The 21,770-nt window shown below is 67.2% G+C and carries 22 protein-coding genes and 1 pseudogene; 6 read left to right on the top strand and 17 right to left on the bottom strand.

The features are described 5' to 3' along the window. Positions 1-28 precede the first annotated feature (28 nt). The 8 genes and pseudogenes from MAA44156_RS02050 to MAA44156_RS02015 all read right to left on the bottom strand — a co-directional run bounded on the left by MAA44156_RS02050 (position 29) and on the right by MAA44156_RS02015 (position 9,021). Positions 29-1,280, bottom strand: a pseudogene (locus MAA44156_RS02050) (MlaD family protein). Further along, complete coding sequence (locus MAA44156_RS02045) at positions 1,277-2,509, bottom strand: MlaD family protein (protein ID WP_009974300.1); 1,233 nt, start codon at positions 2,507-2,509, stop codon at positions 1,277-1,279. Before MAA44156_RS02045 ends, MAA44156_RS02050 begins: the two are co-directional and overlap by 4 nt. Positions 2,510-2,511: 2 nt before the next feature. Beyond that, on the bottom strand, positions 2,512-3,627 hold the full coding sequence (locus MAA44156_RS02040) for an MCE family protein (protein ID WP_009974299.1): 1,116 nt from the start codon (positions 3,625-3,627) through the stop codon (positions 2,512-2,514). Then, positions 3,624-4,670: an MCE family protein gene (locus MAA44156_RS02035; protein WP_009974298.1), complete on the bottom strand. Its 1,047-nt coding sequence runs from the start codon at positions 4,668-4,670 to the stop codon at positions 3,624-3,626. Before MAA44156_RS02035 ends, MAA44156_RS02040 begins: the two co-directional genes overlap by 4 nt. After that, entirely contained in the window at positions 4,663-5,742 is a 1,080-nt protein-coding gene (locus MAA44156_RS02030) for an MCE family protein (protein ID WP_029248336.1), read from the bottom strand. Before MAA44156_RS02030 ends, MAA44156_RS02035 begins: the two co-directional genes overlap by 8 nt. Further along, complete coding sequence (locus MAA44156_RS02025) at positions 5,739-7,292, bottom strand: MlaD family protein (RefSeq protein ID WP_009974296.1); 1,554 nt, start codon at positions 7,290-7,292, stop codon at positions 5,739-5,741. Before MAA44156_RS02025 ends, MAA44156_RS02030 begins: the two co-directional genes overlap by 4 nt. Further along, a complete protein-coding gene (locus tag MAA44156_RS02020) occupies positions 7,293-8,150 on the bottom strand; it encodes an ABC transporter permease (RefSeq protein ID WP_009974294.1) in 858 nt (285 codons plus the stop codon). It lies immediately after the preceding gene. Position 8,151: 1 nt separating this feature from the next. Next, positions 8,152-9,021 (bottom strand): MlaE family ABC transporter permease, encoded by an 870-nt coding sequence (locus MAA44156_RS02015; RefSeq protein WP_009974293.1) that lies wholly within the window; start codon positions 9,019-9,021, stop codon positions 8,152-8,154. A 313-nt stretch (positions 9,022-9,334) separates the two neighbouring features. Between MAA44156_RS02015 and MAA44156_RS02010 the strand changes: the two genes are divergently transcribed. Then, positions 9,335-9,958, top strand: coding sequence for a hypothetical protein (locus tag MAA44156_RS02010; protein ID WP_009974292.1), 624 nt, complete (start codon positions 9,335-9,337; stop codon positions 9,956-9,958). Further along, entirely contained in the window at positions 9,949-10,638 is a 690-nt protein-coding gene (locus MAA44156_RS02005; protein WP_009974290.1) for an Rv1363c family protein, read from the top strand. The genes MAA44156_RS02010 and MAA44156_RS02005 overlap by 10 nt, the downstream gene beginning before the upstream one ends. 12 nt (positions 10,639-10,650) lie before the next feature. Here the strand turns inward: MAA44156_RS02005 and MAA44156_RS02000 are convergent, their stop codons facing one another. The 4 genes from MAA44156_RS02000 to MAA44156_RS01985 form a co-directional block, all read right to left on the bottom strand. Then, positions 10,651-11,217 (bottom strand): arsinothricin resistance N-acetyltransferase ArsN1 family B, encoded by a 567-nt coding sequence (locus tag MAA44156_RS02000; protein WP_009974289.1) that lies wholly within the window; start codon positions 11,215-11,217, stop codon positions 10,651-10,653. Between the two features lie 46 nt (positions 11,218-11,263). Then, positions 11,264-11,701: an SgcJ/EcaC family oxidoreductase gene (locus MAA44156_RS01995; RefSeq protein WP_009974286.1), complete on the bottom strand. Its 438-nt coding sequence runs from the start codon at positions 11,699-11,701 to the stop codon at positions 11,264-11,266. A 186-nt stretch (positions 11,702-11,887) separates the two neighbouring features. Then, positions 11,888-12,607, bottom strand: a complete 720-nt coding sequence (locus tag MAA44156_RS01990; RefSeq protein ID WP_003874711.1) for an esterase — start codon at positions 12,605-12,607, stop codon at positions 11,888-11,890. An 86-nt stretch (positions 12,608-12,693) separates the two neighbouring features. Then, positions 12,694-13,626, bottom strand: coding sequence for a DMT family transporter (locus MAA44156_RS01985; protein WP_009974280.1), 933 nt, complete (start codon positions 13,624-13,626; stop codon positions 12,694-12,696). A 118-nt stretch (positions 13,627-13,744) separates the two neighbouring features. Between MAA44156_RS01985 and MAA44156_RS01980 the strand changes: the two genes are divergently transcribed. From MAA44156_RS01980 to MAA44156_RS01970, 3 genes are all read left to right on the top strand, one after another. Beyond that, positions 13,745-14,632 (top strand): LysR family transcriptional regulator, encoded by an 888-nt coding sequence (locus MAA44156_RS01980; protein ID WP_019731905.1) that lies wholly within the window; start codon positions 13,745-13,747, stop codon positions 14,630-14,632. Between the two features lie 90 nt (positions 14,633-14,722). Then, positions 14,723-15,655: an alpha/beta fold hydrolase gene (locus tag MAA44156_RS01975; protein ID WP_011723333.1), complete on the top strand. Its 933-nt coding sequence runs from the start codon at positions 14,723-14,725 to the stop codon at positions 15,653-15,655. Between the two features lie 20 nt (positions 15,656-15,675). After that, the gene (locus tag MAA44156_RS01970; protein ID WP_009974274.1) at positions 15,676-16,119 is read left to right on the top strand and encodes a VOC family protein; all 444 of its coding nucleotides are present in this window, start codon (positions 15,676-15,678) and stop codon (positions 16,117-16,119) included. Here the strand turns inward: MAA44156_RS01970 and MAA44156_RS01965 are convergent. Then, positions 16,116-16,793 (bottom strand): Crp/Fnr family transcriptional regulator, encoded by a 678-nt coding sequence (locus MAA44156_RS01965; protein ID WP_009974271.1) that lies wholly within the window; start codon positions 16,791-16,793, stop codon positions 16,116-16,118. The two genes, MAA44156_RS01970 and MAA44156_RS01965, sit on opposite strands and share 4 nt — an antisense overlap. A gap of 387 nt (positions 16,794-17,180) precedes the next feature. Continuing rightward, positions 17,181-18,617, bottom strand: coding sequence for an FAD-binding oxidoreductase (locus tag MAA44156_RS01960; protein WP_009974267.1), 1,437 nt, complete (start codon positions 18,615-18,617; stop codon positions 17,181-17,183). A gap of 226 nt (positions 18,618-18,843) precedes the next feature. Here MAA44156_RS01960 and MAA44156_RS01955 point away from each other — a divergent pair, with 226 nt between their 5' ends. Then, positions 18,844-19,479 carry a DUF5134 domain-containing protein gene (locus tag MAA44156_RS01955; protein WP_023880496.1) on the top strand — a complete coding sequence of 212 codons (636 nt, stop codon included), beginning with the start codon at positions 18,844-18,846 and terminating at the stop codon, positions 19,477-19,479. A gap of 28 nt (positions 19,480-19,507) precedes the next feature. On the opposite strand, the gene MAA44156_RS01950 is transcribed toward MAA44156_RS01955, so the two are convergent. From MAA44156_RS01950 to MAA44156_RS01940, 3 genes are all read right to left on the bottom strand, one after another. Beyond that, entirely contained in the window at positions 19,508-20,248 is a 741-nt protein-coding gene (locus MAA44156_RS01950; RefSeq protein WP_009974263.1) for an SDR family NAD(P)-dependent oxidoreductase, read from the bottom strand. Between the two features lie 19 nt (positions 20,249-20,267). Then, positions 20,268-20,543 (bottom strand): hypothetical protein, encoded by a 276-nt coding sequence (locus MAA44156_RS01945; protein WP_009974261.1) that lies wholly within the window; start codon positions 20,541-20,543, stop codon positions 20,268-20,270. 82 nt (positions 20,544-20,625) lie between these two features. After that, the gene (locus tag MAA44156_RS01940; RefSeq protein WP_009974259.1) at positions 20,626-21,690 is read right to left on the bottom strand and encodes a hypothetical protein; all 1,065 of its coding nucleotides are present in this window, start codon (positions 21,688-21,690) and stop codon (positions 20,626-20,628) included. Positions 21,691-21,770: the final 80 nt, after the last annotated feature.

The following is a 21,770-nucleotide window of genomic DNA, read 5'->3' as shown; positions in this document are numbered from 1 at the left end:
GGTGTCTCCTTGCGGTCTTGAGGTGGGTTCAGTGCGGCGGCTCGATGGGCAGCACCGGCCCGCCGTAGGGCGTCGGAATGGTGAAGCGGCCCTTGGGTGTTGGGTCGGTGGTTTGACCGAGATCCGCGCCGGGGGGCGGCCCCGCGGTGTCGTCGCCGCCCGGGCGGGGCGCATTCTTGGCCCCGCGGACCAGCACCTGTGGGTCGTCGTCTCGGCAGTAGGTGTACAGGAACGGTTCGGGGTAGTCCGCCGATGACGACGGGCGCCGGGGGGTGCCGTAGTCGCAGGTGTACCGAGGGTAGATGTCGGCGGTGGCCCACAGCCCATGTTCGTGCATGGTGGTCATCAGCGCCTCGAGCGTGGACCCGCGGTAGTTGGGGAAGACCGCGTTGAGCGCCGGGACTCGCAGGTAGACGACCCGCGCGGTGGTGACCAGGTTGGCCAGCAGCCCGACCATGGTGTCGGAATTGTCGTCGAACAGGTTGTCCACCGTGGACAACGCATGCGGGGTCTGGTCGACGAGTCGGCGGTAGCCGCGGTCCATCTTGTTCACACCGGCCATCAGGTCGCCGACGTTGCGGGCGGCGACCGAGAGGCCGGCGTTCTTGTCGGAGAGGGTGGTCAGCACGACGCGGCTGGTCTTGAGCATGCTGACCGTCTGCGGCAGCACCGGGTCCATGGTGGAGAGCAGGAAGGTGGATCCGTCGATGATGTCGGTGAGTTTTTGCGGACCCTCGTTGCTCAAACTCAGCTCCCGCTTGACGATTTCGAGTTTCTTCGGGTCGGTCTGGGCAAGCAGCCCGTCGGCGTCGGCCAGCACCTGCGACAGCGGAATGGGCGTGGTGGTGTGTTGCGGGCCGATCACGCTGCCGTCCGATAGGACACGGGCCGGTGTTGGAGGTGGGCTCGAAGTCGATGTACTGCTCGCCCGCGGGGGACAACCCGGACACCCGCACCGGGCTGGATGCGGGAATCCTGGTGTGCGCGTTGATGTTGGCGACGACCTCGACACCGCTCGGGATCGGTCGCAGCGATGTGATCCGCCCGACCCGGATGCCGCGGACGGACACGTCCTGGTTGGCCAGCAGTCCGCCGGATTCGGGCAGCCGGATGGTGACCTGGTAGGTCGACTCCAGCGGGTTGACCCGCAGGGCGCCGAGCGCCAGGTAGGCCGCGCCGACCACGAGCGTGACCAGCAGGGCGAGCCCGGACAGCCAGGTCCGTTGGCGGTGGCCGGCTTTCACCACGCCGACGACGAGACGGCCGAGGGTGTCGATCACCGCGGTGGCTCCGGGACCATGGGATCCGGGGGCGCCTGCCCGGCGGGGGCCGGCGGCAGCGGCGGACCGGACGGCGTCCACGGGCTCTGGCCCATCGGGGTTTGCGGCCCGCGGCCCACCACCCGTTCCTGCAGCCGCCACAACACGTACTTGATCGAGCCGATCAGGTAGTTCCAGTCGCGGCGCATCGGCCCGTGGAAGGCCGGATCACCCTTGAATCCCCCGGTCTCGGCGCCGGTGCCGGGGCGGGATCCGAGTACCAGCCGGTCGAAGCTGCCGCGGACCGAGATGGCTTGGCTGGGCGTGGCTTTCACGAACGGCGGGATCAGCCGGTTCAGGCCGGCCAGGCTGGTGTCGGGGCTCAACACGACGTCGTTCCAGGCGGCGGCGATGGCGTTGGCGTCCTTGATGACGCTGCGGCCGGTCTTGTCGGTGCCGGCGATCGACGGGAATTTGGAGAGCTGGCGGGTGGTGGCCCCGAGTTCGCCGACCACGTCGGCGATGTCGTCGGCGTTGCCGGACAGCACGTCGGTGGCGGGGCCGACGGCCCGCAGCACGTCGGTGATCGCCTGGTTCTTGGCGTCCAATCGGTCGGCCAGCGCCGCCGTTTCGGTGACTGCGGCGTCGATTTGGTCGGAGCGGGCATTGAGCTTGGTCAGCAGCGAATTGGTCCGGTTGATCAGGTCGCCGAAGGCGCGGCCCTGGTCGCCGGTTGCCTTGCCGGCTCCGTTGACGATGTTGGTGAAGTTGCGGACCGCGCCGCCGTTGACGCGCAGGGCCGCCGAGCTGAGCACGCTTTCCACGGTGGCGGCGGCGCGGGTGGCCGGCAGCCCGATGGTGTCGCCGGCCTTGAGCAGCGGGGCGCTGGGATCGGCCGGGACGGGTGGCTTGATCGCGACGAACACGTCCCCGAGCGGGGTGGCCGAACGCAGTTCCGCGGTGCTGCCGACGGGGACCCGGACACCGTCCATGATGCGCAGCGTGGTCACCGCGGTGTAGTTGCGCGCGACCATCGATTCGAGCTGCCCCACATCGGCGCCGGCAAGTTTGACCTTCGCGTGGGCGGGCAGGTTCAGCGCGTTGGAGAAGACGGCGTTGAGCAGGTATCCGCCCGAGCCGATCCCAGGTGCCGGCAGCGGCAGGCTGGCCAGCCCGTTGGTGGCGCAACCCGAGCTGGCCATGACCGCGCTGCACGCCACCGCCAATGCCTTGCGCTTGCCTGCCTTCATCGCTACTGCCCCATCGCCGAAAGACCGTCGAGTATGTAGGTCAGCCCGAAGTCGGGGCCGTAGTCCTGCAACGTGCCCGTGCTGCAACCTAATTGGCGCAGATGCATCAGATTGCACAGCTCCTTGGCGGACTGGCTGTCGGTGAGCGCCTTGTCGAGCAGGCCGTGCACCCGGATCGCGCCGTTGTTCTGGTCGACGGTGTTGTAGAGGTTTTCCAGGGTCAGCGGCAGCACGTCGAGCAGCTCGGCCACGCCGCGCTGATCGTCGACGAGTGTCTTGGCGGCGGTGTCTCCGTTGCGGACGGCCTGTTTGAGGTTGTCCCGGTTGTTCTCCATCAGCGTGGTGACCTCTTCCAGGATGCGGTTGATGGTGCGACCGGTGGCGCCGGTGCCGAACTTCTCGTCGGCCAGGATCTGGCTGAGCTGGCGTGTGGTGGAACCGAATTCGCGCACCTTGGCGTCGTTGCGTGCGGCGGCCTCGGTGATCGAGCTGAGGTCGGTGACGATGGTGGTCAACTGCTCGCGGGTGGTGACGCCCCGCTCGGAGCTGAGGCGCAGCGCCTTGGAAAGCTCATCGAGGGCGGCCAGGATCTTCTTGCCGTTCCCGTCGGTGATGGCCACCGCCGCGTCGCTCACGTCGGCGATCGGCCCGCCGCCCTTGCCGTCTCCCTTGAGCGATTTGGACACCTTGTCGAGCATGTCGAGCACCCGGTCGAAGGCGACCGGCGTCTTGGTCCGGGTGAGCCCGATGGTGTCGTGGTTCTTCAGCACCGGCCCGCCGCGATACGGCGGCGTCAGTTCCACCTGGCGGTCGGTGAGGATCGACGTGCTGATGGTGACGGCTCGGACCGCCGCGGGGATCTTCACCTTCTTGTCCACCGTCAGCTCGGCCTCCACATAACTGCCCTTGGACGTGACCTTGCTGACCTTGCCCACCGGCATGCCGAGCACCGCCACGACATTGCCCTCGTATAAGCCTGCCGCGCTGTCGAATTGGGCCGTCACTGTCATGGTGTCGAGGCGGGCCTTGACGTAGTGGCCAACCACCCCGATGGCGACGGCGGCCAGCGCCGCGGCGGCGGCAGCCAGGGCGATGAGTTTGCGTCGCCGGAACGTCATTTGCAGTCCTTGAAGTACTGGATCATGTTGAATTCCTTGGCCCGGCCGCTGATCGCGCACATCCAGGAGTCGATGGCCAGCCCATTGGGCAGGTTGAACTCGACGACCGGGCCGTAGCCGGTGGCGTTGGTCAGGCCCCGCAGCGTCACCGGGGCGACCTGCAGGGTGTTGCGCACCAGGTCGTCGTGCTGGCCGACCATGTTGGTCAGCTGGTGCAGGTTCGCGAACAACTCGTCGAGCATCGGCCGGTTGTTGACGACGATCTTGTCGAGTTGGTCCACGAGTTCGGTCAGCGCCGCGAACATGGCGTGGAAGGTGGCCTGTCGCGCCACCAGGTGGCCGAGCAGATCCTGACCCTGATCCATCAGATGCCCGATGTTGCTCTGCTGATTGCGCAGCGTATTGACCACGCGCTGAGTGCTTTTCAGCAGCGCACCCAGCTGGCCGCGCCGGTCCGCGGTGATCGTCGACAACGTCTGCAGGTTTGCGACGGCCTGAGGTACCAGCGGCGGCACCCCGCCGAGTTGCTTGCCCAGCACGGCCAGTGACTGCGCGAACTGGTCGGAGTCGACCTGCTCGAAGGTGGTGGTGGCGTCCTCCAGCAGCGACTGCAGGTCGTAGGGCCCCTCGGTGTGGGCGAGCGGGATCGTGTTGGCCGGTAGGGAACCCGGGCCGTCGGGCACCAACTCCAGATAACGCGACCCGAGGATGGTCATGACCTTGATCACCGCTCGGGTGTCCTTGCCCAGCGGCACGTTGTCGCGCACGCTCAGACCGGCCTCGACGTGATCGCCGGCGAGTTTCATGCTGGTGACGTGCCCGACCTCGATGCCGGCGACGGTGATGGGGTTGCCGGGCCGCAGCGTTGCGGCTTGCAGGAATTCGGCGGTGTAGTGGGTGTATCCGACGCCGAGCAGCTTGATTCCCAGCGACACCGCGACCAGGACGGCGACCACCACCAGCCCGGCCAGCCCGAGCCATGTCCGGTTGTAGGACTCCAGCGGGCGCCGACGCAGCCACCGCAGTTTGCGTGTGTCAGCCATTGGCCATGTTCCTGCATCGCGGGGTGTGCCACCCCAGGTTTTTCGTGGTGATCGGATACGCGTTGCCGGGCGTGGCCGCGTTGACGATAAAGGTGGTGATGTCGTTGAGTCCGGGGAAGAATCCGGTGGCGTTCAGGTCGCACGCGTAGGCGTTGCCGTAGGAGCCCTCACTGACGGCGCGGGCAAATCCCTTGAGCAGCAACGGCAGGTTGTCTCCGGTGAACGCCAGCTGGGGCTCGATCCCGACCAGGTGCTTGCTGAATCCCGGCTCCCGGGTTATCAGTTCGTTCAGCGACGGGTCGACGTCGTCGGCGATCGCCGACAGCCGCCGGGTCACCCGGGCGATCGAGCCCACGTCGTCCTGCAGCGCCGCGCGGCGGTCGTCGAAATTGGCCACCGCGTCTCGTGTTTGGTTCAGGGCCTGGTCGAGGTCGTCGTTCTGCCGGGCGACGGTGTCGGTGACTCTGGTCAGGCTGCTGATCAGATCGCCCAGCGACTGGTCGCGCGCCGACAAGGTCTTGGTGATCGTCGGCGTCTGTTCCACCAGCAACGGAATGGAGGCTTGGTCGCCTTGTAAGGATTGCAGGACACCCTTGGTCAGGTCGTCGGCGTCTTTGGGGTTGAGCAAGGTGAACAGCGGCTCGAAACCGTTGAGCAGCTTGCCGACGTCGAAGGAGGGATCGGTCTGCTGCACCGGTATCACACTGCCTGCGGACAGCGTTGTCCTGCTTCCGGTTTCACCGAGCGACAGCCCCAGATACCGCTGCCCGATGATGTTCTGGTAGGTCACCGAGGCTACGGTGTTGCCGTACAACCGCTGGTCGTTTTCGACGATGAACGACACCTTCGCCAATTTCCCGGCCAATTCCACCTTTTCGACCCGGCCGACCCGCACGCCGGCCATCCGGACGTCGTCGCCCACCCGTAGCCCGTACACGTCGGTGAACATCGCCGCGTACGGCGTGGTGGGGCCGGCCACATCGCGCCGCAGGGTGGCATACACCATCCAGGTCACGGCGATGGCGATCGCCATGAACAGCGACAGGCCGATCAGCGGTCCGCGCACCCTCATGTCGGTCCGCCCGGCGCCGGCCGTGGCTGCAGGGAGACCGCGCTGCCGCGCGCCACCGGCCCCAGGAGCAGCTGCGTCGCCACGGACGCCGGGCGGCCCTGGCCGGTGATCAGACCCAGCTGGTCGCGTTCGCGTTGGCTACCAACGGGACCGACGTTGCCGCCGTACGCCGCTGGTGCGACCGCACCCGGCGGGGCCGGGCTCGGCGGGGGCGCCGGCGCCGGCGCCGGCGCGTCGTCGGGGTCGGCGGTGCCCGGCACGCGGGGCGCGGGACCGATCTGCCACGGCCACCACGGCAAGGGCGGGTTGGGGTCGGCCAGGCTGGGATTCGGGTTGTACAGCGGGGGGCCGGTCGCCACCAGGTTGCCGTCGGGTCCGATCCGGGTGCCCGGCGGCGGCGCCAGATCCGTGGGTGGGTGGTAGTTCTGCGGTAGCAGCACCTCGGGCAGGTCCGGCCGCACCGCGATCGTCGGCGCGGTGAAACAACTGGGCCCCTGCAGCTGGCCATATCGCGGGCAGTCGGCCCGGGTGTAGGTGTAGGTCGGTGTCAACGCCAGATTGACGCGCATGTTCCCGGTGTCGAGCTCGGGATCCCATACCTCTTGAAAGAACTTGTCGGACAGACGATTCAGCCTGGTGAAGATGGGCACGAATTTATCGCTGTTCATCGCGAAGACGCCGAGGACCGGGGTGAGATTCTGCGTCATCTCGATCAGCTGGTCGGTGTGGTTGTCGAAGGCCTGCCGGTTGACGCTGAAGGTGTGGTAGGAGCCGGTGACCAGCGACCGGAACTGCTCGCGCTTCTCGACCAGGGTCTGCATCGGTCTGACCGCGTCGTGCAGGACGTCGACCAGGTCCGGCGCGGTGGACTGCAACCCACGGGTGGCGTCCAGCAGCGCCGAGACCGTGGACGGCCCGGGATCGGTGGCGACGATGGCGTTGAGCTCGTCGAGCACCCGGGTCAACTGTGCACCGGCGGTGAGCAGCGGACCGCGGCGGTTGTTGGTGGCCGCGGCGACGGCGGCCAGGATGCCGACGCTGTGGTCTTCGCGGCCCCGGCCGGTGGCGGCCAGGATGTCACGCAGCTTGCTGATGGTGGTCTGGAAGATCACCGTCGACAGCTGCAGGTCTTCGGGGATGCGCGCACCGTTGCGGATGCTGGGGCCCGGCGCGCCGTCGACGAGTTGCACCGACGACACCGCGAACACGTTGCTGGGCACCACCCGCGCCGTCACCGCGCTCGGAATATCCTGGGCGTATTCGGGTTTCAGGTTGATGTGCACGTAGTTGGGCTTGCCGTAGGCCGCGGGAATGACGTTGTCGACCGCGCCGACGAGCAGCCCGTGATACTTGACGTCGGACCGGGCCGGCAGCCCGTCACCCACGTTGGTCAGCTCGGCGACCACGCGGACGTAGTCGTTGAGCCGCCCGGTGGACTTCAGCAGCAGGCCGCCGGTGATCAGCCCGGCGATCAGCAGCACCGTCGCCCCCAGGGCCAGCAGCTGGTGGTCGGTGGGGCCGCGGCCGTCGAAGTCTAACGAATTCGCCATTCAGCCACCGAATCTCGCGCCCGCGTCGATGCTCCACAACGCCATGGTGAGCAACATGTTGACCATGATCACGACGGTGATGCTGGCCCGCATCGCATGCCCGGCGGCTACTCCCACACCCTCGGGGCCGCCGGCGGCGTAGAACCCGTAGTAGCACTGCACGGTGGAGGAGAGCCAGACGAATACCACGCATTTGAGCACCGAGTAGGCAATGTCCTTGGCGCTCAGCATCATCGTGAAGTAGTGCAGGTACGGACCGATGGATCCGCCGCTGATGATGTTGGCCACCACCTGGCAGGTCAGGTAGGTGACCGCCAGGCAGGCGATGTAGAGCGGAATGACGGCGATCACCGATGCCATCAGCCGCGTCGTGACCAGAAAGGGGATGGGGCGGATGGCCAATGATTCCAGCGCGTCGATCTCTTCGGCGATGCGCATGGCGCCGAGTTGCGCGGTGAACCGGCAGCCGGCCTGCATCGCGAAGGCCAGCGAGGCCATGATCGGCGCCAGTTCGCGGGTGTTGACCAGTGACGAGATGATGCCGGTCGCGGGGCCCAACCCGAGCAGGTTCAGGAAGTTGTACCCCTCGACGGCCACCAGCGCGCCGGCGGTGAAGCCGAGCACCACCGCAACGCCCGCGGTACCGCCACCGACCACGATCGAGCCGTTGCCCCACGCGATGTTGGACAGCAACCGCAGGAATTCGGTCCGGTATTGCCGCAGCACGGTGGGCACCGCGAGCACCGCCCGGACGAAGAAGACCAGCATGTGTCCCAGCCGCATGGTGGGCGCGGCGGCGACCCGATAGGCACCGACGAACGGTCGCGCCAGCCCGGGGATGTAGGTCGAGGCCGTCATGTCACAACCCGGTCCTGGGGAACAGCGTGTTGTACAACTCGCTGATGCCGACGTTGACGATCATCAGCACCAGGATCGACTCCACCACGGCCGCGTTCACCGAGTTGGCCACGCCCGCCGGTCCGCCCTTGGTGAAAAGGCCTTTCTGGCAGGCGATCACCGCGACGATCGCGCCGTAGATCACGGCCTTGAGCAGCGCGACGATCATGTCCTCGGTGGTGGCGAAGGACGAGAAGGTCGCCACGAAACTGCCCGGCGCGCCGCGCTGGAAATACACGTTGAACAGATAGCTGGCCAAAAAGCCGACGAAGCAGGTGATTCCGGTCAGGGCGACACCGACCATGATCGCCGCGGCGAAGCGCGGCACCACCAGTCGGCGGATCACCGAGACGCCCATCACCTCCATCGCGTCGGTCTCTTCACGCATGGTCCGCGAGCCTAGGTCGGCGGTGATGGCGGAGCCGACGGCCGACGCCATCAGCACCGCGGCCACCAGCGAGGCGGCCTGGCGGATCACGGCGAGCCCACTGGCTGCGCCGGCGAGCGACGTCGCACCGACCTGGTTGGCCAGCAGGGCGAACTGGATGGACAGCGTCACGCCGATCGGCAGCGCCACCAGCACGGTGGGCAACACCGCCGTGGCCGCCATGAATGCGCCCTGGCGCACGAACTCCGCCCATTGGAAGCGCCCGGTAAACAGATCGACCACGCAGTACTCGACGGTGCGTACCGCGAGAATGTATTGCTCGCCAAGGGTATTGAGTGAGGCAAGCGGGTGGCGCACGACATATCCGGCCGACCACTCCTGGATGGTGGCCACGCTGTCGGGTGCTCGGTCCTCGTCGAGCGCGCGCTCGTCCTGGGCGGTCATCGCCGGATGCGCCCCGGGGCAGCCACTCGCGGCTGCCGGTGTTCGTCACTGAGCGTTCGCTGTGCCCCCACGGGCGGATATGTTAACGGCTACTCAGCTTCGGCGGAAGATCTTCGTTGTCGGTCTCAGCGGCAGCGCTGTGGGGACGCGTGCGCTGAACTGGTGATGACCCACGGTCATCTCCGTTACAGACCTGGTGGCGGTGCCTTGACGTGGCGATCGCTTCGGGGGAAGATCGCCTTCCACGCGGCCGATGTTAATGATGATTTGTCGCAAATGTAGATGCTTCGATATTCGGTGGCCGGACGATATCGTGTTCCTGGGGGAAGGCGGGATGTTTCTGACGAGGTTGCGACGGGCAGGCAGCGGCCTGGCGGGCGCCGCGCTCGCCGCCGCTGTCGTGCTGTCGGGTCACGCCCACGCCGATCCGGGGCAGCCTCCCCCGCCGCTGCCGGTGTTCACGCCGTCGCCGAGCGATTGGTCGCCGAACTTCGACATCTGGCCCTACAACACCTTCACCTCTCGGGTGACGCCCGAGATGATCTCCGGCATGTCGGACTCCTGCCAGTGGTTCAAGAGCCAATTCGACCCGCTGATGGGCCAGATCAACGACTTCAATACCTATCTCGGTGACCAGCACGACGACTATGCGGCCGCTGCGGTGCAGCGGAATGCGGACGCCGTCGTCGGCAACATCGACCGGTCGACGGCCTTTCTGACCCCGCGGGTCAAACCGTTGATCATCACCAACCAACCCGACAACTTCGGGCCGTATTCGCCGGTATACGGCGGTGAATCCATGACCCACTTGGCTTTTCAGCTGTCGCGGATCAGCGACAGCATCAAGAGAAAGGATCCGTCGGGCGTTACCCACGCGAACATCGTCTCGGCCACCGGCTGGGCGAACGCGCTTCGTGACTCCGGCGCATGCAACTGATGAACGACCGCAAACCACTGCAGACCGTCGGCAACCGGGGAACCTGGTTGGTGCGCCGCTTCCGCGTCGCGGCGGAAGGCATCGCCGACGACGAGGTCGCGCCGGCCGACGAACCCGACGTGGCCGAGGACTCGCCTGACCAGAGCGAACAGACCGACAAAGCCGCCGAGGGCGAGGGTGAACCGCCGCGGCCGCGAAAAAGACGGCGCCTCAAGCTCGTTCGTGCGATCGCCGCCGGCATCCTGGCGGCGGTGCTCGCCACCGCCGGATACGAGGGCTGGCTGCTGTTCGAGCAGCATCAGAAGGACGTGGCCGCGGCGCAAGCCCTCGATGCGGCGAAGAAATACATCCTCGCGCTGACAAGCGTGGACACGAACGCGATCGACAAGAACTTCGCCGAGGTTCTCGACGGGTCCACCGGTGAGTTCAAAGACATGTACACCAAATCCAGTGCCCAGCTGCGCCAGACGCTGATCGACAACAAGGCGGCGGCGCACGGGCATGTGGTCGACGCCGCGGTGCGCTCCGCCACCGAGGACAAGGTGGAGGTTGTGCTGTTCGTCGATCAGTCGGTGAGCAACGGCGCCGCGCCGGCGCCTCAATTGGATCGCAGCCGGGTCAAAATGACCATGGAGAAGGTGGACGGCCGGTGGCTGGCCAGCAAGGTCGAGCTGCCATGACGCCCCGCCCGGTCATTGTGCGGGATGAACCGCCAGCGCGGAATTGATCGTCGGCGCGGGTAGTCGGGTCCACGGCCGCGGCTCCTCCGGTACTGCCGGCGGGTCGGCCAATCGGCGATGCCACCAACCGACGTCCCACCACCGTTGCTGTTTGAATCCGACCCGAGGGAAGACGCCAACGCGTCTGAAGGCCAACGCCTCATGCAAGCCGACGCTGGCGGCGTTGGGGAGGGTGATGGCCGCATAGGCGTTGATGTAGCCCTGTGCGCCAAGCAGATTCAGCAACGCGGTATACAGCCGGCGTCCTTGTCCTTGGCGGTGTATCGATGCGTCCAGGTACAGCGATACGTCCACGGACCAGCGATACGCCTCACGTGCCCGGTGCGGGCTGGCGTAGGCATATCCCTTGACGCGTGGGCCGTCCGTGATGACAAGCCAGGGCAATGTCGCGAGGGTGGTGGTTAGCCTCGACCGCATTTCTTCCACACTCGGCTGCTGCGTCTCGAAGGAAATGGCCGTGTCGCGCACATAAGGCAGATAGACCGCGGCGACGGCCGCTGCGTCGTCCGACGTCGCCATTCGTAGTGTCATTGCCTTAGCAACGGTAATCCATCGGTGCCGGATCTCAGGAAAACAACTTGGCCAAGAGCATTTCGGCGACGCGCCGGTGAGTGGTGTTCTGCGAAGCCGCCAGCAGCCATCGATTGTCGGTCCGCACGGCGACACTGGTATTCACCCGTGCATTGCGTCGATTGCGCTGTCGCGGCGTCTTCACCACCGCGGCACGGGCATGGATCAGCGCTACGTCGGGAGTGAGAAACCTGACCTGGGTGACATCCACCTCTAGACGGGTATTTCTGAGTAGCTTTCTGAACAGCGGAACGTACGATGCCGCAATGGCTTTGCGTCCCTTGTGGTGGCTGCCCAGGAAGGTCACGTAGTCCGCGTCCATCGTGAAGACGCTGGCATAGCCCTCGGGATCGCCCGCGGCCCATGCCTTTTCCTGTCGATCGATCAGCGCGCGGATCGCATCCTCATCGGACCGGTGATGCCCGCTCGTCATAAGCCTGCCCCAAGTTGCTCACGTCGGTGCTGCATCTGCATTCGCCGTCGGGTCGCTTGCCAGATACGGGATCGCCGTCCGACGAATCATGGCACCGCAGCATACCTCAAAATAAGAGGCCAGTGAGGATATTAAGGGGCCGCTGAGGCTCGGGCCGATGACGCCCGGCCCGGTCCGTCGGCGCCACTATGCGATGCCGGGGCTGATCAACGGCGCGATCGCGCTGCGCAAGACGGAGACCCGAGTGGCTTCCATGGCCGGCTGCAGCGCGTTCTGGTCGAAGAAGAACACGATGGCGTCGTCGGTGATGGCGAAACTCTGGTAGTTCGCCGGGTCGAGCCCGGTGGCGGGCGGAATCGAGACGGTAGCCCGGTACCGGTCGGCCAGCGTCTTCTGCACGATCGGCAAGATCTCCTGCAGCGGTTGTGTTCCCGGCCGGAACAACGCGTCGAACGTGACGGGCTGCTGGCTGGCCAGGTTGTAGTTGAACGACTTGTACCAAACCATCGGGTGCGCCGCGCCCAGGTTCTGATAGATCTCGGTCACCACCGACTGGGTGCCCGCCGCCTGCGAGCCGGAGCTGTACCGGGTGCCGGTAACCTTCAGCGCCGTCGGCGACGTCGACGTCTGACCCGCTGAGCGGGCATTGCGAAAGTCGTTGTCGACCTTGGTCAAATAGCCGATCATCGTCTGCTCGTCGGGATAGTTGGCGGGAAACACCATCCGGACATCCGGTGACGGGGTCTCGTAGTGGCACATCTGAGTGGAATCGACGCTCGACGGGTCGCACAATTGGGTGTCCGCGTGGGCCGGCGCCGGGCAACACAGCACGGCGCCCGAAGCAAGGACCGCCCACAGCGCCGTGATTGGCCGCGATCCCGCCCGGCCACCGTCCGAATGCACCACCGCATTCTCACAGATCGGCGACGGCGCGCAACCGGATGGTGCGCAAGCCTATTGGCGATGCCCACCGGCCAGGACAGTTCCAGCGCTCACCGCGATACCGACTGCAATTCGGCCGGAGCAGCAGCCGGGACGCCATCGCGTTGGGTGCGCGGCCGACTCGCCGCCCTGGTGTTGATCCAGCAGGCGAGCCCGCCCAGCACCAATCCCGCCGCCACCCCCTGGTCGGGCCGTTGACCGAGGATGATCCATGACAGCACGGCCGCCACTGCGGGGATGACGGCGAACAGCATCGCCACTGCCGCCGCGCCGTGGGTGTTGATGGCGCGCACATACAGGCTCACCGCCAGCGTGGCGTTCAGCAGCACCATGGCGGCCACCGCAACCAGCGCCTTGCGGCCGTCGTGCACCCCGAAAGGTGTCAGCATCGCGAGCCCGGCCGCCGGTAGCAGGGCGACCCCGTTTTGCAGGGCGCTCATCGCACGGAAATCGACACCGCCGCAGAATCGCTGCTGGTAAACACCTCCGGCCGAAAGGCCGAGCAGCGCAACGAAAAGCAGCACGATGACCGGGTCGACCCCATGCGTGCTCATCAACCGCTGTGAGCAGGCGGCGAGCACCGCGAGCACGCCCAGCACCAGCGCCACCGTCCGCTGCACACCGAGCGGTTCGCGAAGGAACGTCGCCGCCAGGATCGCGGTGGCCACCGGATTCATCGCGATCATCACCGCGCAGAGCACCGCCGGTGCGCCCAGCTGCACGGCCTCGTAGAGACAGCAGAACTGCACGCCCTGGATCAGCAGCCCGGCGACGATGACGTGGCCGAGTCGGGCGCCACGCGGCCAGCCCGCCTTGGCGATCGCGGTCCACACCGCCAAAACCATTGCGGCCAAACCGAACCGCAGCACCAGGGCGGCCATCGGCGTCATGGCGACCACCGCCAGCGTTCCGATCGGGTAACCGAGCGCGTAAAAGAACGTCACCGCCGAGGCGGTGGTCAGGGGCATGCGCGGCCGAGTCATGCACCCATGCTCGCGTGATCGACCAGAGCCGTCCAACGATTATTTGGGATCGCCACCGATCATGCTTACTTATCAACGCTGCGCCCAGCAGCTGTGATTCGAGGCACAATACAGCGGATTGATCGAGAGATCGAATCGGATTAAGCTGCTGGCCGTGGGCCAGGTGCTGGACATCGCGCCGTTGCGCAGCCTCGTCGCCGTCGCCGACTGCGGCGGCTTCCACCGGGCTGCCGCCGCCCTGCACCTGAGCCAATCCGCGGTCAGCCAGCATCTGCGCCGAATCGAGGCCGTCGTCGGCGAACCGATCGTTCAACGTTCCGGCCGCGGCGTGGTTTTCACCGAAGTCGGGCAGAAGGCGCTGCGGCATGCCCGGACCATTCTGGCCGCACATGACACCGCGCTCGACGACCTCGGGGCCACCGAGAATAAGGTCCTGACCATCGGCGCCACCGAGCACGGCGCCGACGTCATGCTGGCCGGCCTGTCGGGCGCGCTGCGTGATCGCCTTCCCGACCTACGGGTGCGTTTCCGGCTCGACCGCAACGTGTCGCTGGCCGACTCCATCGACCGCGGATTGGTCGACGTGGCGATCATGCTCGACGGCGCCGGCCTGGACCGGGCCAACGCGTCGGGACTGGTTCGCCTGCAATGGGTTTCGGCGCGCACGCTGACCATCGCGCCGAAAGACCCGCTGCCGCTGGTGATCTTCTCCGAGCCGTGCACACTGCGTGAGCCCGCCTTCGCGATCTTGGACAGCCACCGCATCGACTACGAGATCGCCGCCGAGTGCGGGGATCTGTCCGGCCTCTACGCAGCGGTGCGCTCCGGGCTAGGGGTGGCGCTGCTGCCCATGATCGGGAAGTTCCCGGACGGCCTCGGCCCGGCCGAGGGGCTGCCGCCGGCCAACAACGCGTCCATCCTGGTCCGCGGGCGCACCGGCATCGATCCGGCGCTGCTGAGCACCGTCGACACCGCGGTGCGCGACTTGCTGGCCACCGCAACCTGAATCCGCCCTTCGCTCCCAAAACCCTGGGCGCCCGCAGGATGGGCCGTTCTTCCGAAAACGTTCCGCTGCAGCTAAAGTGGTACGCCGGGCGTGCTGTCCTGCATGGCGAACAGGGAGGGTCAAAAACTGTTTTCCCGTTCGCGCCAGATGCCGGCTACGCCATCGTGGTTCACCGCCGCGCTCGATCAAAAGCCCGAACGCTGTGACGTCGAAGTCGACGGTTGCCGCATCCGGATGCGGGTATGGGGAGCCGCGGATCAACCTCCGGTGGTGCTCGTGCACGGCGGCGGAGCGCACTCCGGGTGGTGGGACCACATCGCGCCCTTCTTTTCGCACACCCACCGGGTGATTGCGCCGGATCTGTCCGGGCACGGCGACAGCGACCCACGCGACAGCTACGACCTGCGCATCTGGGCCGGCGAAGTGATGGCGGCAGCGGCCGCCGCCGGACCCGCGGGGCGACCGACCATCGTCGGTCACAGCATGGGCGGCTGGGTGGTGTCCACGGCCGCAATGCATTACAGCTCGAAGATCAACAGCATGCTGGTGATCGACTCACCGCTGTGGGAGCGGGCGCCCGAGGAGGGCCGGCTGCGCCGGCGCAAGCACACCGAATACCGGACTCGGGACGAGATCCTGGCCCGCTTCACGGCCGTTCCCTCGCAAGAGCTCATCCTGCCCTATGTTCGGGAGCACATCGCGGCCGAGTCGATTCGCAAGACCAGCGCGGGATGGGTGTGGAAGTTCGATCCGGCCATTTTCGGCGGTGAGTTCCTGCAGCCGACGCCCGCCGACGAAGAGTCGCTGGAGAGCATGCTGACCGCAATGCGTTGCCGCGTAGGCTATTTGCGCTGTGAGGCGGGCTTGGTGCCGCCTGCCATGGCAGAACGGATCCGCTCCCTGCTCCAGTTGCGAGGACCCTTCGTGGAGTTGGCCCAAGCGGGGCACCACCCGATGCTGGACCAACCACTGCCGTTGGTCGCGACCCTGCGCACGCTGCTGGAATTCTGGTCGATCACCTGAGGGGCGGGAAGGGAGTCCACATGGTTGAGCCGAGCACCGGCGCCTGGCCGGCGCAGCTTCCCGCGGTGCAAGTGCGGTTCGCCCGACCCACCGCCCAGCTCGACCGGATCGTCGAATTCTACCGGGACGTACTGCATTTGCCCCAGCTGCACTCTGCGGGCGACGACGAATGGTCGGTGGTCATGTTCGGACTGCCCGGCGATCAATACCACCTCGAATTCGTGGCCCGCCGCGACGGGATCGACGGCGCGGCGCCCACCCGGGAAAACCTGCTGGTGTTCTACTTCGAGTCGGCGGCCCAACAGCAATCCGTGGCCGCCCGCTGCCGAGAGGCCGGAGCCGAGGAAGTCGTGCTCGACAACCCGTGGTGGCGGCGCAACGGAGCGGACGCCTTCTTGGACCCGGACGGGTGGACGATCGTGCTCATGCCGAGACCGGTGCCGTTGCCGGCGCCGACAGCTTAGGCTCGAGCGCGCCGAGCCAACTTCGCGGGCTGGTCGATGATCAGGGCCTTGCCCTGCTGGCGGATCCACCCCCGCTGGGCGAAGTCCGCCAGCGCCTTGTTGACCGTTTCCCGCGAGGAGCCGACCAGTTGGGCGAGCTCCTTTTGGGTGAGGTGATGCTCGACGCGCACCGGGCCGCCGCTGTCGGTGCCGAATCGCATTGCCAGGTCCAGGATTTGCTTCGCAACCCGGGCAGGAACGTCGGTGAAGATCAAGTCGCACAAGGTGTTGTTCGTGTGCCGAAGCCGGCGCGCGAGCACCCGCAGCAGTTGCTCGGCGATTTCGGGCCGTTCGATGATCCACGTCCGCAGGGCATTGCGGTCCATCCGGAGGGCTTCCACCTCGGTCAGGGTGATCACCGTCGAGGTTCGGGGGCCCGGGTCGAAGAGCGCGAGCTCACCGAACACGTCGCCGGGGCCTAACACCGCGAAGACGGTTTCGCGGCCGTCCGCCGTCTGATGGCGAAACTTCACCGCGCCCGACACGATGACGTAGAGGTCGTCGCCCGGCTCGCCTTCGACGAATACGGTGCGCCGGCGCGGGAAGGACACGTGTTGCAGGTGCCGCGACAACGCGGCGACCGCCTCCGGGTCGATTCCCTGGAAGATGGTGGCCTGCGCCAAAATGTCGTCCACGCCGCCCCTTTCAACGCGTTCCGCACGGCGTTTGCGCGCACTAGGCGCTGCTCCGAAGGGGGCGTCTTGGCTCGCAGTCCTCGACTTTACACGAGTACCAACATCCGTAATGCGGCAGGTGCGACGGCGGCCCGGACCGGGCTACGCGGCCGGCGTCGTGGCGGTCACCTCGGAGTAGTGGTTGCCGCATTCATCGCAACTAACCTGATATTCGAGCTTGCTGTCGTCGCGTTCCAGAAACCGGTACTGCGCCCATGCCATGCATCGCGGGCACCGTGCACGACCGTGCTCCACTGCCATTCGCCAACCCTTCATCCACACAGATGCAGAGGAAGTACCCCGTACCAAGGCGGGCTAATCATCGATTGGCGACGGCGGCGCCGCCGCCTAGTAATTGAGCCCGGAGAACATGACCCGGCCGGGATCGTACTTCTGGCGCACCGCGCTCAGCCGGGACAGGTTGGGGCCGAAGTAGCGCGCCGGTGACTGGTTGGCCTCCAGATAGTTCACATAGCCGCCGACCGAATACTGTTGCACCGCTTGGTGTGCCGAGGCGAGCCAGTTGGTTGCGGCCGCGGGGTCACCGGAGGTTTCGACGTACCACTGCACCAGCGCCGACTGCCGTCGCCACGGAAACGCCGTCGCGGCGGGCGCCACGGTGGCCAGCGCGCCGTCCAGCGCGTGCATGATGGCCAGCATCCGGCCCGCGTTGCGGGGAAACGCGTTGACCGCCGCGGCGATGCCCTGCGCCACGGCCGCATTGACGGTGGGGAACACGTCGGACCCGCCGACGTATCCGAGGGGCTGCGGGTTGAGGTTGCCCACGGCCAGGTAGTTCACCAGGTCCATGTAGTTGAAGGTGTGGGTCTCCACCCCGGAGGGTTGTATTCCCACCGCCTGCGTGATGGCCGCCGCGGCGCTGTTGCCGGACCCGGCCGGGCAGGTCGCCAGGATGCGGCAGTGCACGCCCATCGCGTCGACGGTGGCGTCCGCCAACGCCCAGCTGTTCGGGTCCGCGGTGCGCAACCAGTTCTGCCAGCCCACCAGCACCTGCGCGAACGACTGCGGCGGGAAGTTGAGGTTGACGGCATCGACGTCCTTGGTGGGGAACGTGGCGAAGGTCAGCGAGGTGGTCACACCGAAGTTGCCCCCACCGCCGCCGCGTAGCGCCCAGAACAGGTCGGGGTTGCTGGCGGTGGACGCGGTGACCGCCTGGCCGCTGGGCAGCACCACCGACGCCGACGTCAACTGATCGCAGAGCAGGCCCGCATGCCGCGACTGAGCACCCATCCCCCCGCCCAGCGCGTGACCTGCGGCGCCGACCGACGGGCAGGTCCCCGTCGGGACGCCCCGGCCGACGGCCGCCAGCGTCCGATGCATGGTGTAGAGGCTGGTGGCCGGCGTCACGGTGACCTGTCCCGTGGCGGCGTCGTAGTTGGCGTCGCCGGGCAGTTGACGCAGGTCGAGCACCATGGTCCCGTTCGCGGTGGACGCGCCGGTATAGGAGTGCCCGCCGCTGCGCGGAGCGACCTTGAGGTTGTGGGCGGCGGCGAACGCCATCGCCTTCTGCACGTCCGCCGCCGACGTCGGCGTGACAACCGCAGCGGGCGTGGAGCCGTTGTAGTTGGTGTTGAAAACCTGCTTGGCCCCGGCGAATTGGGGGCTGTCCGGGAGCAACACCTTCCCGCCGAGGGCGGTCGACAGACCCTCCCAGCCCGAGGGTCGCGGATCGGCTCCAACCCGGGGTGCGCCGAGCATCGCGCCGGCCGCCAACGCTCCCACTGCTCCGCGCAGAAACGTCTGCCGCGAGATTTCACGCGCCATCGTCGGACTTCCGCGATTGCGTCATGCCCCGAATTGTCAATCACGCCAAACGCGGTGCGACGCGACGTGTCGAGGGTTGGCCGAAACGTGCTGGAACCGTTATCCAATCCGGCCCGTTCGCCGACACCCGATCCCCCGTTGGTTTCGATACCCCGCAGGGGTACTGTGGCGCCATGGATGCAGCGCAGCCGCGGGCGGTCTTCGCCAGGTCACGATGTGGCGCGCCATGATCGGCGAGCTCACGGTGCGCTGGGCCGTCACCGCGCTGTTCGGCGCGAGCCTTGCGGCGTACGCCTATCTTGCTGTGTCGCAACGCGGTCGGTGGAGCTGCGCGGTCAATCACCTGCTGCACCTGGCGATGTCGGCGGCGATGATCCTGATGGTGTGGCGTGTCGGCCTGGGCCTTCCCGCGGTTGCGCCGACGCTCTTTTTCCTGCTGGCGGGGGCTTGGTTCGTGTTCTTGGCCGTGCGGGCATCGGCGGAATCCCGAGAGCGACTCAAAACCTGCTATTACGCGGCGATGATGGCGGCGATGGCGTGGATGTATGCGTTGATGAGCAGCGGCACGACGGGTGCGCACGCGCATGGGCACTCGGCGTCGGATTCGGTGGGCGCGAACATGCCCGGCATGCGGCTACCCGAGCATCCCGCGTCCCCAGGCGCCGGCGGATTCTCCTGGGTGGCTGCGGCAAACTGGTTGGGGGCGCCGGGATTTGCCGCCCTGGCGGTCTATTGGCTCTATCGCTTTGTCGGCCAGCGCCGGCTGGCCCGGGTACCCGCGCGGCTCGCCCGCATGGAGCCGCTGTATCAGGCGTTCACCGCCGCCGGCACGGCGCTGATGTTCGACACGCTGCTCCGGTAGCGCACGCACGATGCCGGCGTCGGGCCCGTCAGCCGGCGCCCTTGCCGTTGTCCACCCGATAGACGGCGCCGTGCACGGCAGCGGCCGCGTCGCTGGCGAGGAACGCGATCACATTCGCGACGTCGAGCGGTCGCATCATGCCGCGCGGTGCGGCGGTGCGCAGGATCAAGTCGTAGTTCGGATCGTCCGGCGCGCTGAACCGTTCGATCTGCGGGGTGAGCATGCCACCCGGGCATACCGCATTGACGCGCAGCCGGTCCGCGGTGTATTCCACTGCCAGCGCGCGGGTTAGACCGATCAATCCATGCTTGGCCGCGCAGTAGCCGGCCGAATACGCCTGTCCCTCGACGCCGGCGATGGAGCTGACGTTGACGATGTTGCCGCCGCGTTCCAGCAGCTGCGGCAGCGCCGCCCTGCACAGGAAGAACGGCCCGTTCAGGTTCACCGCGAGGTCGTGCTCCCAGTCCTCGTCGGTCATCGATTCCGTCCGGCGCATCCGGTGTATCCCGGCGACGTTGACGAGCACGTCCAGTCCGCCGAAATCACGCACGCACTGCGCGACCGCCTCGGTGCAGGCCTGCGGTGAGGCGATGTCCACCGACGCGAATCCGCCGCGTTCGATGCCGGCGAACACCTCGGCCAGGCGGGCGGTGTCGCGGCCGATGCCGAAAACCGTTGCGCCCCGGCTCGAGAACAGTTTGGCGGTTTCGGCGCCCAGTCCCGACGACGCCCCGGTCACCAACGCCACCTTGTCCTGCAGTGCAGCCATCTAGTTGTGTTCCTCTTGTCTAGTAGCACCGGATCCGCGTTACGCCCGCACGCAAAATACCGAGCGGTGCAACCAGTCTCGATGCGTGGGTCGCGGCGCGCCCGCGCTCGGCCCGGAGGCGCTGCTGGATCCGACGCGCCGCGATCATCGCGATCAGGGTGATCGCCAGCCTGCCCAACGCGGGCCTGCTGGTGCGCTTCGCCCAGGTCGGCCGCGGCGAGCCCGCGCGGCGGCCGACGTGGTAGCCGAGGAAGGCCGCCGTCGCGAGCGCGCCGATGGCCGCAATTACCGTCACCTGATGAGCGTCCTTGGCCGCCGTCGCGAGAAGGTCACGAGCGGGCTACGCCTCGGCCACCAACTGACCGCCGGGTGCCGTCCTAGGCGGTGTCCGCCAGGCGGGCGGCCAGGCCCATCTTTTCGACGAGGCTCTGCCAGTCGGCCGCCGAGACCGCGTAGGTCGGGGGCTCGTGGGTGGTGGGAACGTCTGGCGACCACGAGCAACGCTGCTTGAGCCCGTCGAACGCGCGACAGCCGACGGTCAGGGGTGGCATGCCGGCAATGTCGATCCGTAGCGCCGGCATGGTCGAAAAGTACTGGCCCACAGCGTCGCTCGCGATATGCTGGGCGGACGGGACGGCATGTCCGGCCGAGAGCCGGTAGGTGGCCGGGGTGGCCGTCACCCGTGCCACCCAGGTCATCGCCATGACGGCGTCGTTGTTCGGGTCGATGACCCGGATACTGTCGGCGTCCAGGTCGATGAGCAGTTGCGGTTGCGAGAGCGACCGGATCAGGCGTTGCTTCTTCCGCAGCGCGAACGAACCCATCCGTTGGGTCTCCAACGGGTTGGGGAACAGCAGACACCGAATCGGTTCCCCGGTGGCGGGCCCGCGTGCCGCCGACCAGCCGCCCAGGGCAAGCAATTCGTCGAAGTCGGCCGCGCCGAGCGATGCGTCGACGAGTGGGACCGGCGGCGCGGCAAGCGGTGTCCCCGGCCCGATGCGACGGTCTCGACCGCCCAACACGAAGCGGCGTCGGCCGGAGTGCAGATGAAGGGCGACGCCGTTGTCCACCCACAGGCCCAGCTGCGCGTCAGCCAGTGGATAGACCTCGGGGCGCCGCCGGCCGATGGTGAGACTGTCGCCGGCGACGGTGAGGAGGTAGGTGCGGCGCGACCGCCACCACAGGTAGCTACCGATCGCCGCGCCCACCACAACCAGCCCGATCGGCAGGGCGTAGACGGCCGCGGCGCCGATGTGCGGCGTGCGGAGATTGACCATCTTCAAGGTGCCCAACATCTTCACCGCGATGAACACGACGAACGCGATGAAGACCGCGGTGTAGCCGGCCTGCCAGTAGCGAATTCCCTTGGTCCACTTGGAGGAGAAGGCGGCAGCGGAGGCGACGAACTGGCGCGACGCCGTCGATTCGCTGTCGATGCTCATATCGATAGCGTCCTTTCGCCGGCCCCCTACCGATCGCAACAATGTAGTCCCCCGGGGCCGCTGCCGGAGGTGTTATGCGA

The organism is Mycobacterium avium subsp. avium, from assembly GCF_009741445.1.
In the GTDB taxonomy this organism is placed as follows: Bacteria; Actinomycetota; Actinomycetes; order Mycobacteriales; family Mycobacteriaceae; genus Mycobacterium; species Mycobacterium avium.
The sequence above is the reverse complement of the archived record's forward strand: the minus strand, read 5'-3'. Positions and strand labels throughout refer to the sequence as shown.

Bases quoted from the DNA above. Each gene is read 5' to 3' on its own strand.
- MAA44156_RS02045 (WP_009974300.1), bottom strand. From the start codon at position 2,509: ATGAAGGCAGGCAAGCGCAAGGCATTGGCGGTGGCGTGCAGCGCGGTC.
- MAA44156_RS02025 (WP_009974296.1), bottom strand. From the start codon at position 7,292: ATGGCGAATTCGTTAGACTTCGACGGCCGCGGCCCCACCGACCACCAG.
- MAA44156_RS01955 (WP_023880496.1), top strand. From the start codon at position 18,844: ATGATCGGCGAGCTCACGGTGCGCTGGGCCGTCACCGCGCTGTTCGGC.
- MAA44156_RS01960 (WP_009974267.1), bottom strand. From the start codon at position 18,617: ATGGCGCGTGAAATCTCGCGGCAGACGTTTCTGCGCGGAGCAGTGGGA.
- MAA44156_RS01995 (WP_009974286.1), bottom strand. From the start codon at position 11,701: ATGACGAGCGGGCATCACCGGTCCGATGAGGATGCGATCCGCGCGCTG.
- MAA44156_RS02030 (WP_029248336.1), bottom strand. From the start codon at position 5,742: ATGAGGGTGCGCGGACCGCTGATCGGCCTGTCGCTGTTCATGGCGATC.
- MAA44156_RS02015 (WP_009974293.1), bottom strand. From the start codon at position 9,021: ATGACCGCCCAGGACGAGCGCGCGCTCGACGAGGACCGAGCACCCGAC.
- MAA44156_RS01970 (WP_009974274.1), top strand. From the start codon at position 15,676: ATGGTTGAGCCGAGCACCGGCGCCTGGCCGGCGCAGCTTCCCGCGGTG.
- MAA44156_RS02000 (WP_009974289.1), bottom strand. From the start codon at position 11,217: ATGGCGACGTCGGACGACGCAGCGGCCGTCGCCGCGGTCTATCTGCCT.
- MAA44156_RS02035 (WP_009974298.1), bottom strand. From the start codon at position 4,670: ATGGCTGACACACGCAAACTGCGGTGGCTGCGTCGGCGCCCGCTGGAG.
- MAA44156_RS01940 (WP_009974259.1), bottom strand. From the start codon at position 21,690: ATGAGCATCGACAGCGAATCGACGGCGTCGCGCCAGTTCGTCGCCTCC.
- MAA44156_RS02005 (WP_009974290.1), top strand. From the start codon at position 9,949: ATGCAACTGATGAACGACCGCAAACCACTGCAGACCGTCGGCAACCGG.
- MAA44156_RS01950 (WP_009974263.1), bottom strand. From the start codon at position 20,248: ATGGCTGCACTGCAGGACAAGGTGGCGTTGGTGACCGGGGCGTCGTCG.
- MAA44156_RS01985 (WP_009974280.1), bottom strand. From the start codon at position 13,626: ATGACTCGGCCGCGCATGCCCCTGACCACCGCCTCGGCGGTGACGTTC.
- MAA44156_RS02040 (WP_009974299.1), bottom strand. From the start codon at position 3,627: ATGACGTTCCGGCGACGCAAACTCATCGCCCTGGCTGCCGCCGCCGCG.
- MAA44156_RS02020 (WP_009974294.1), bottom strand. From the start codon at position 8,150: ATGACGGCCTCGACCTACATCCCCGGGCTGGCGCGACCGTTCGTCGGT.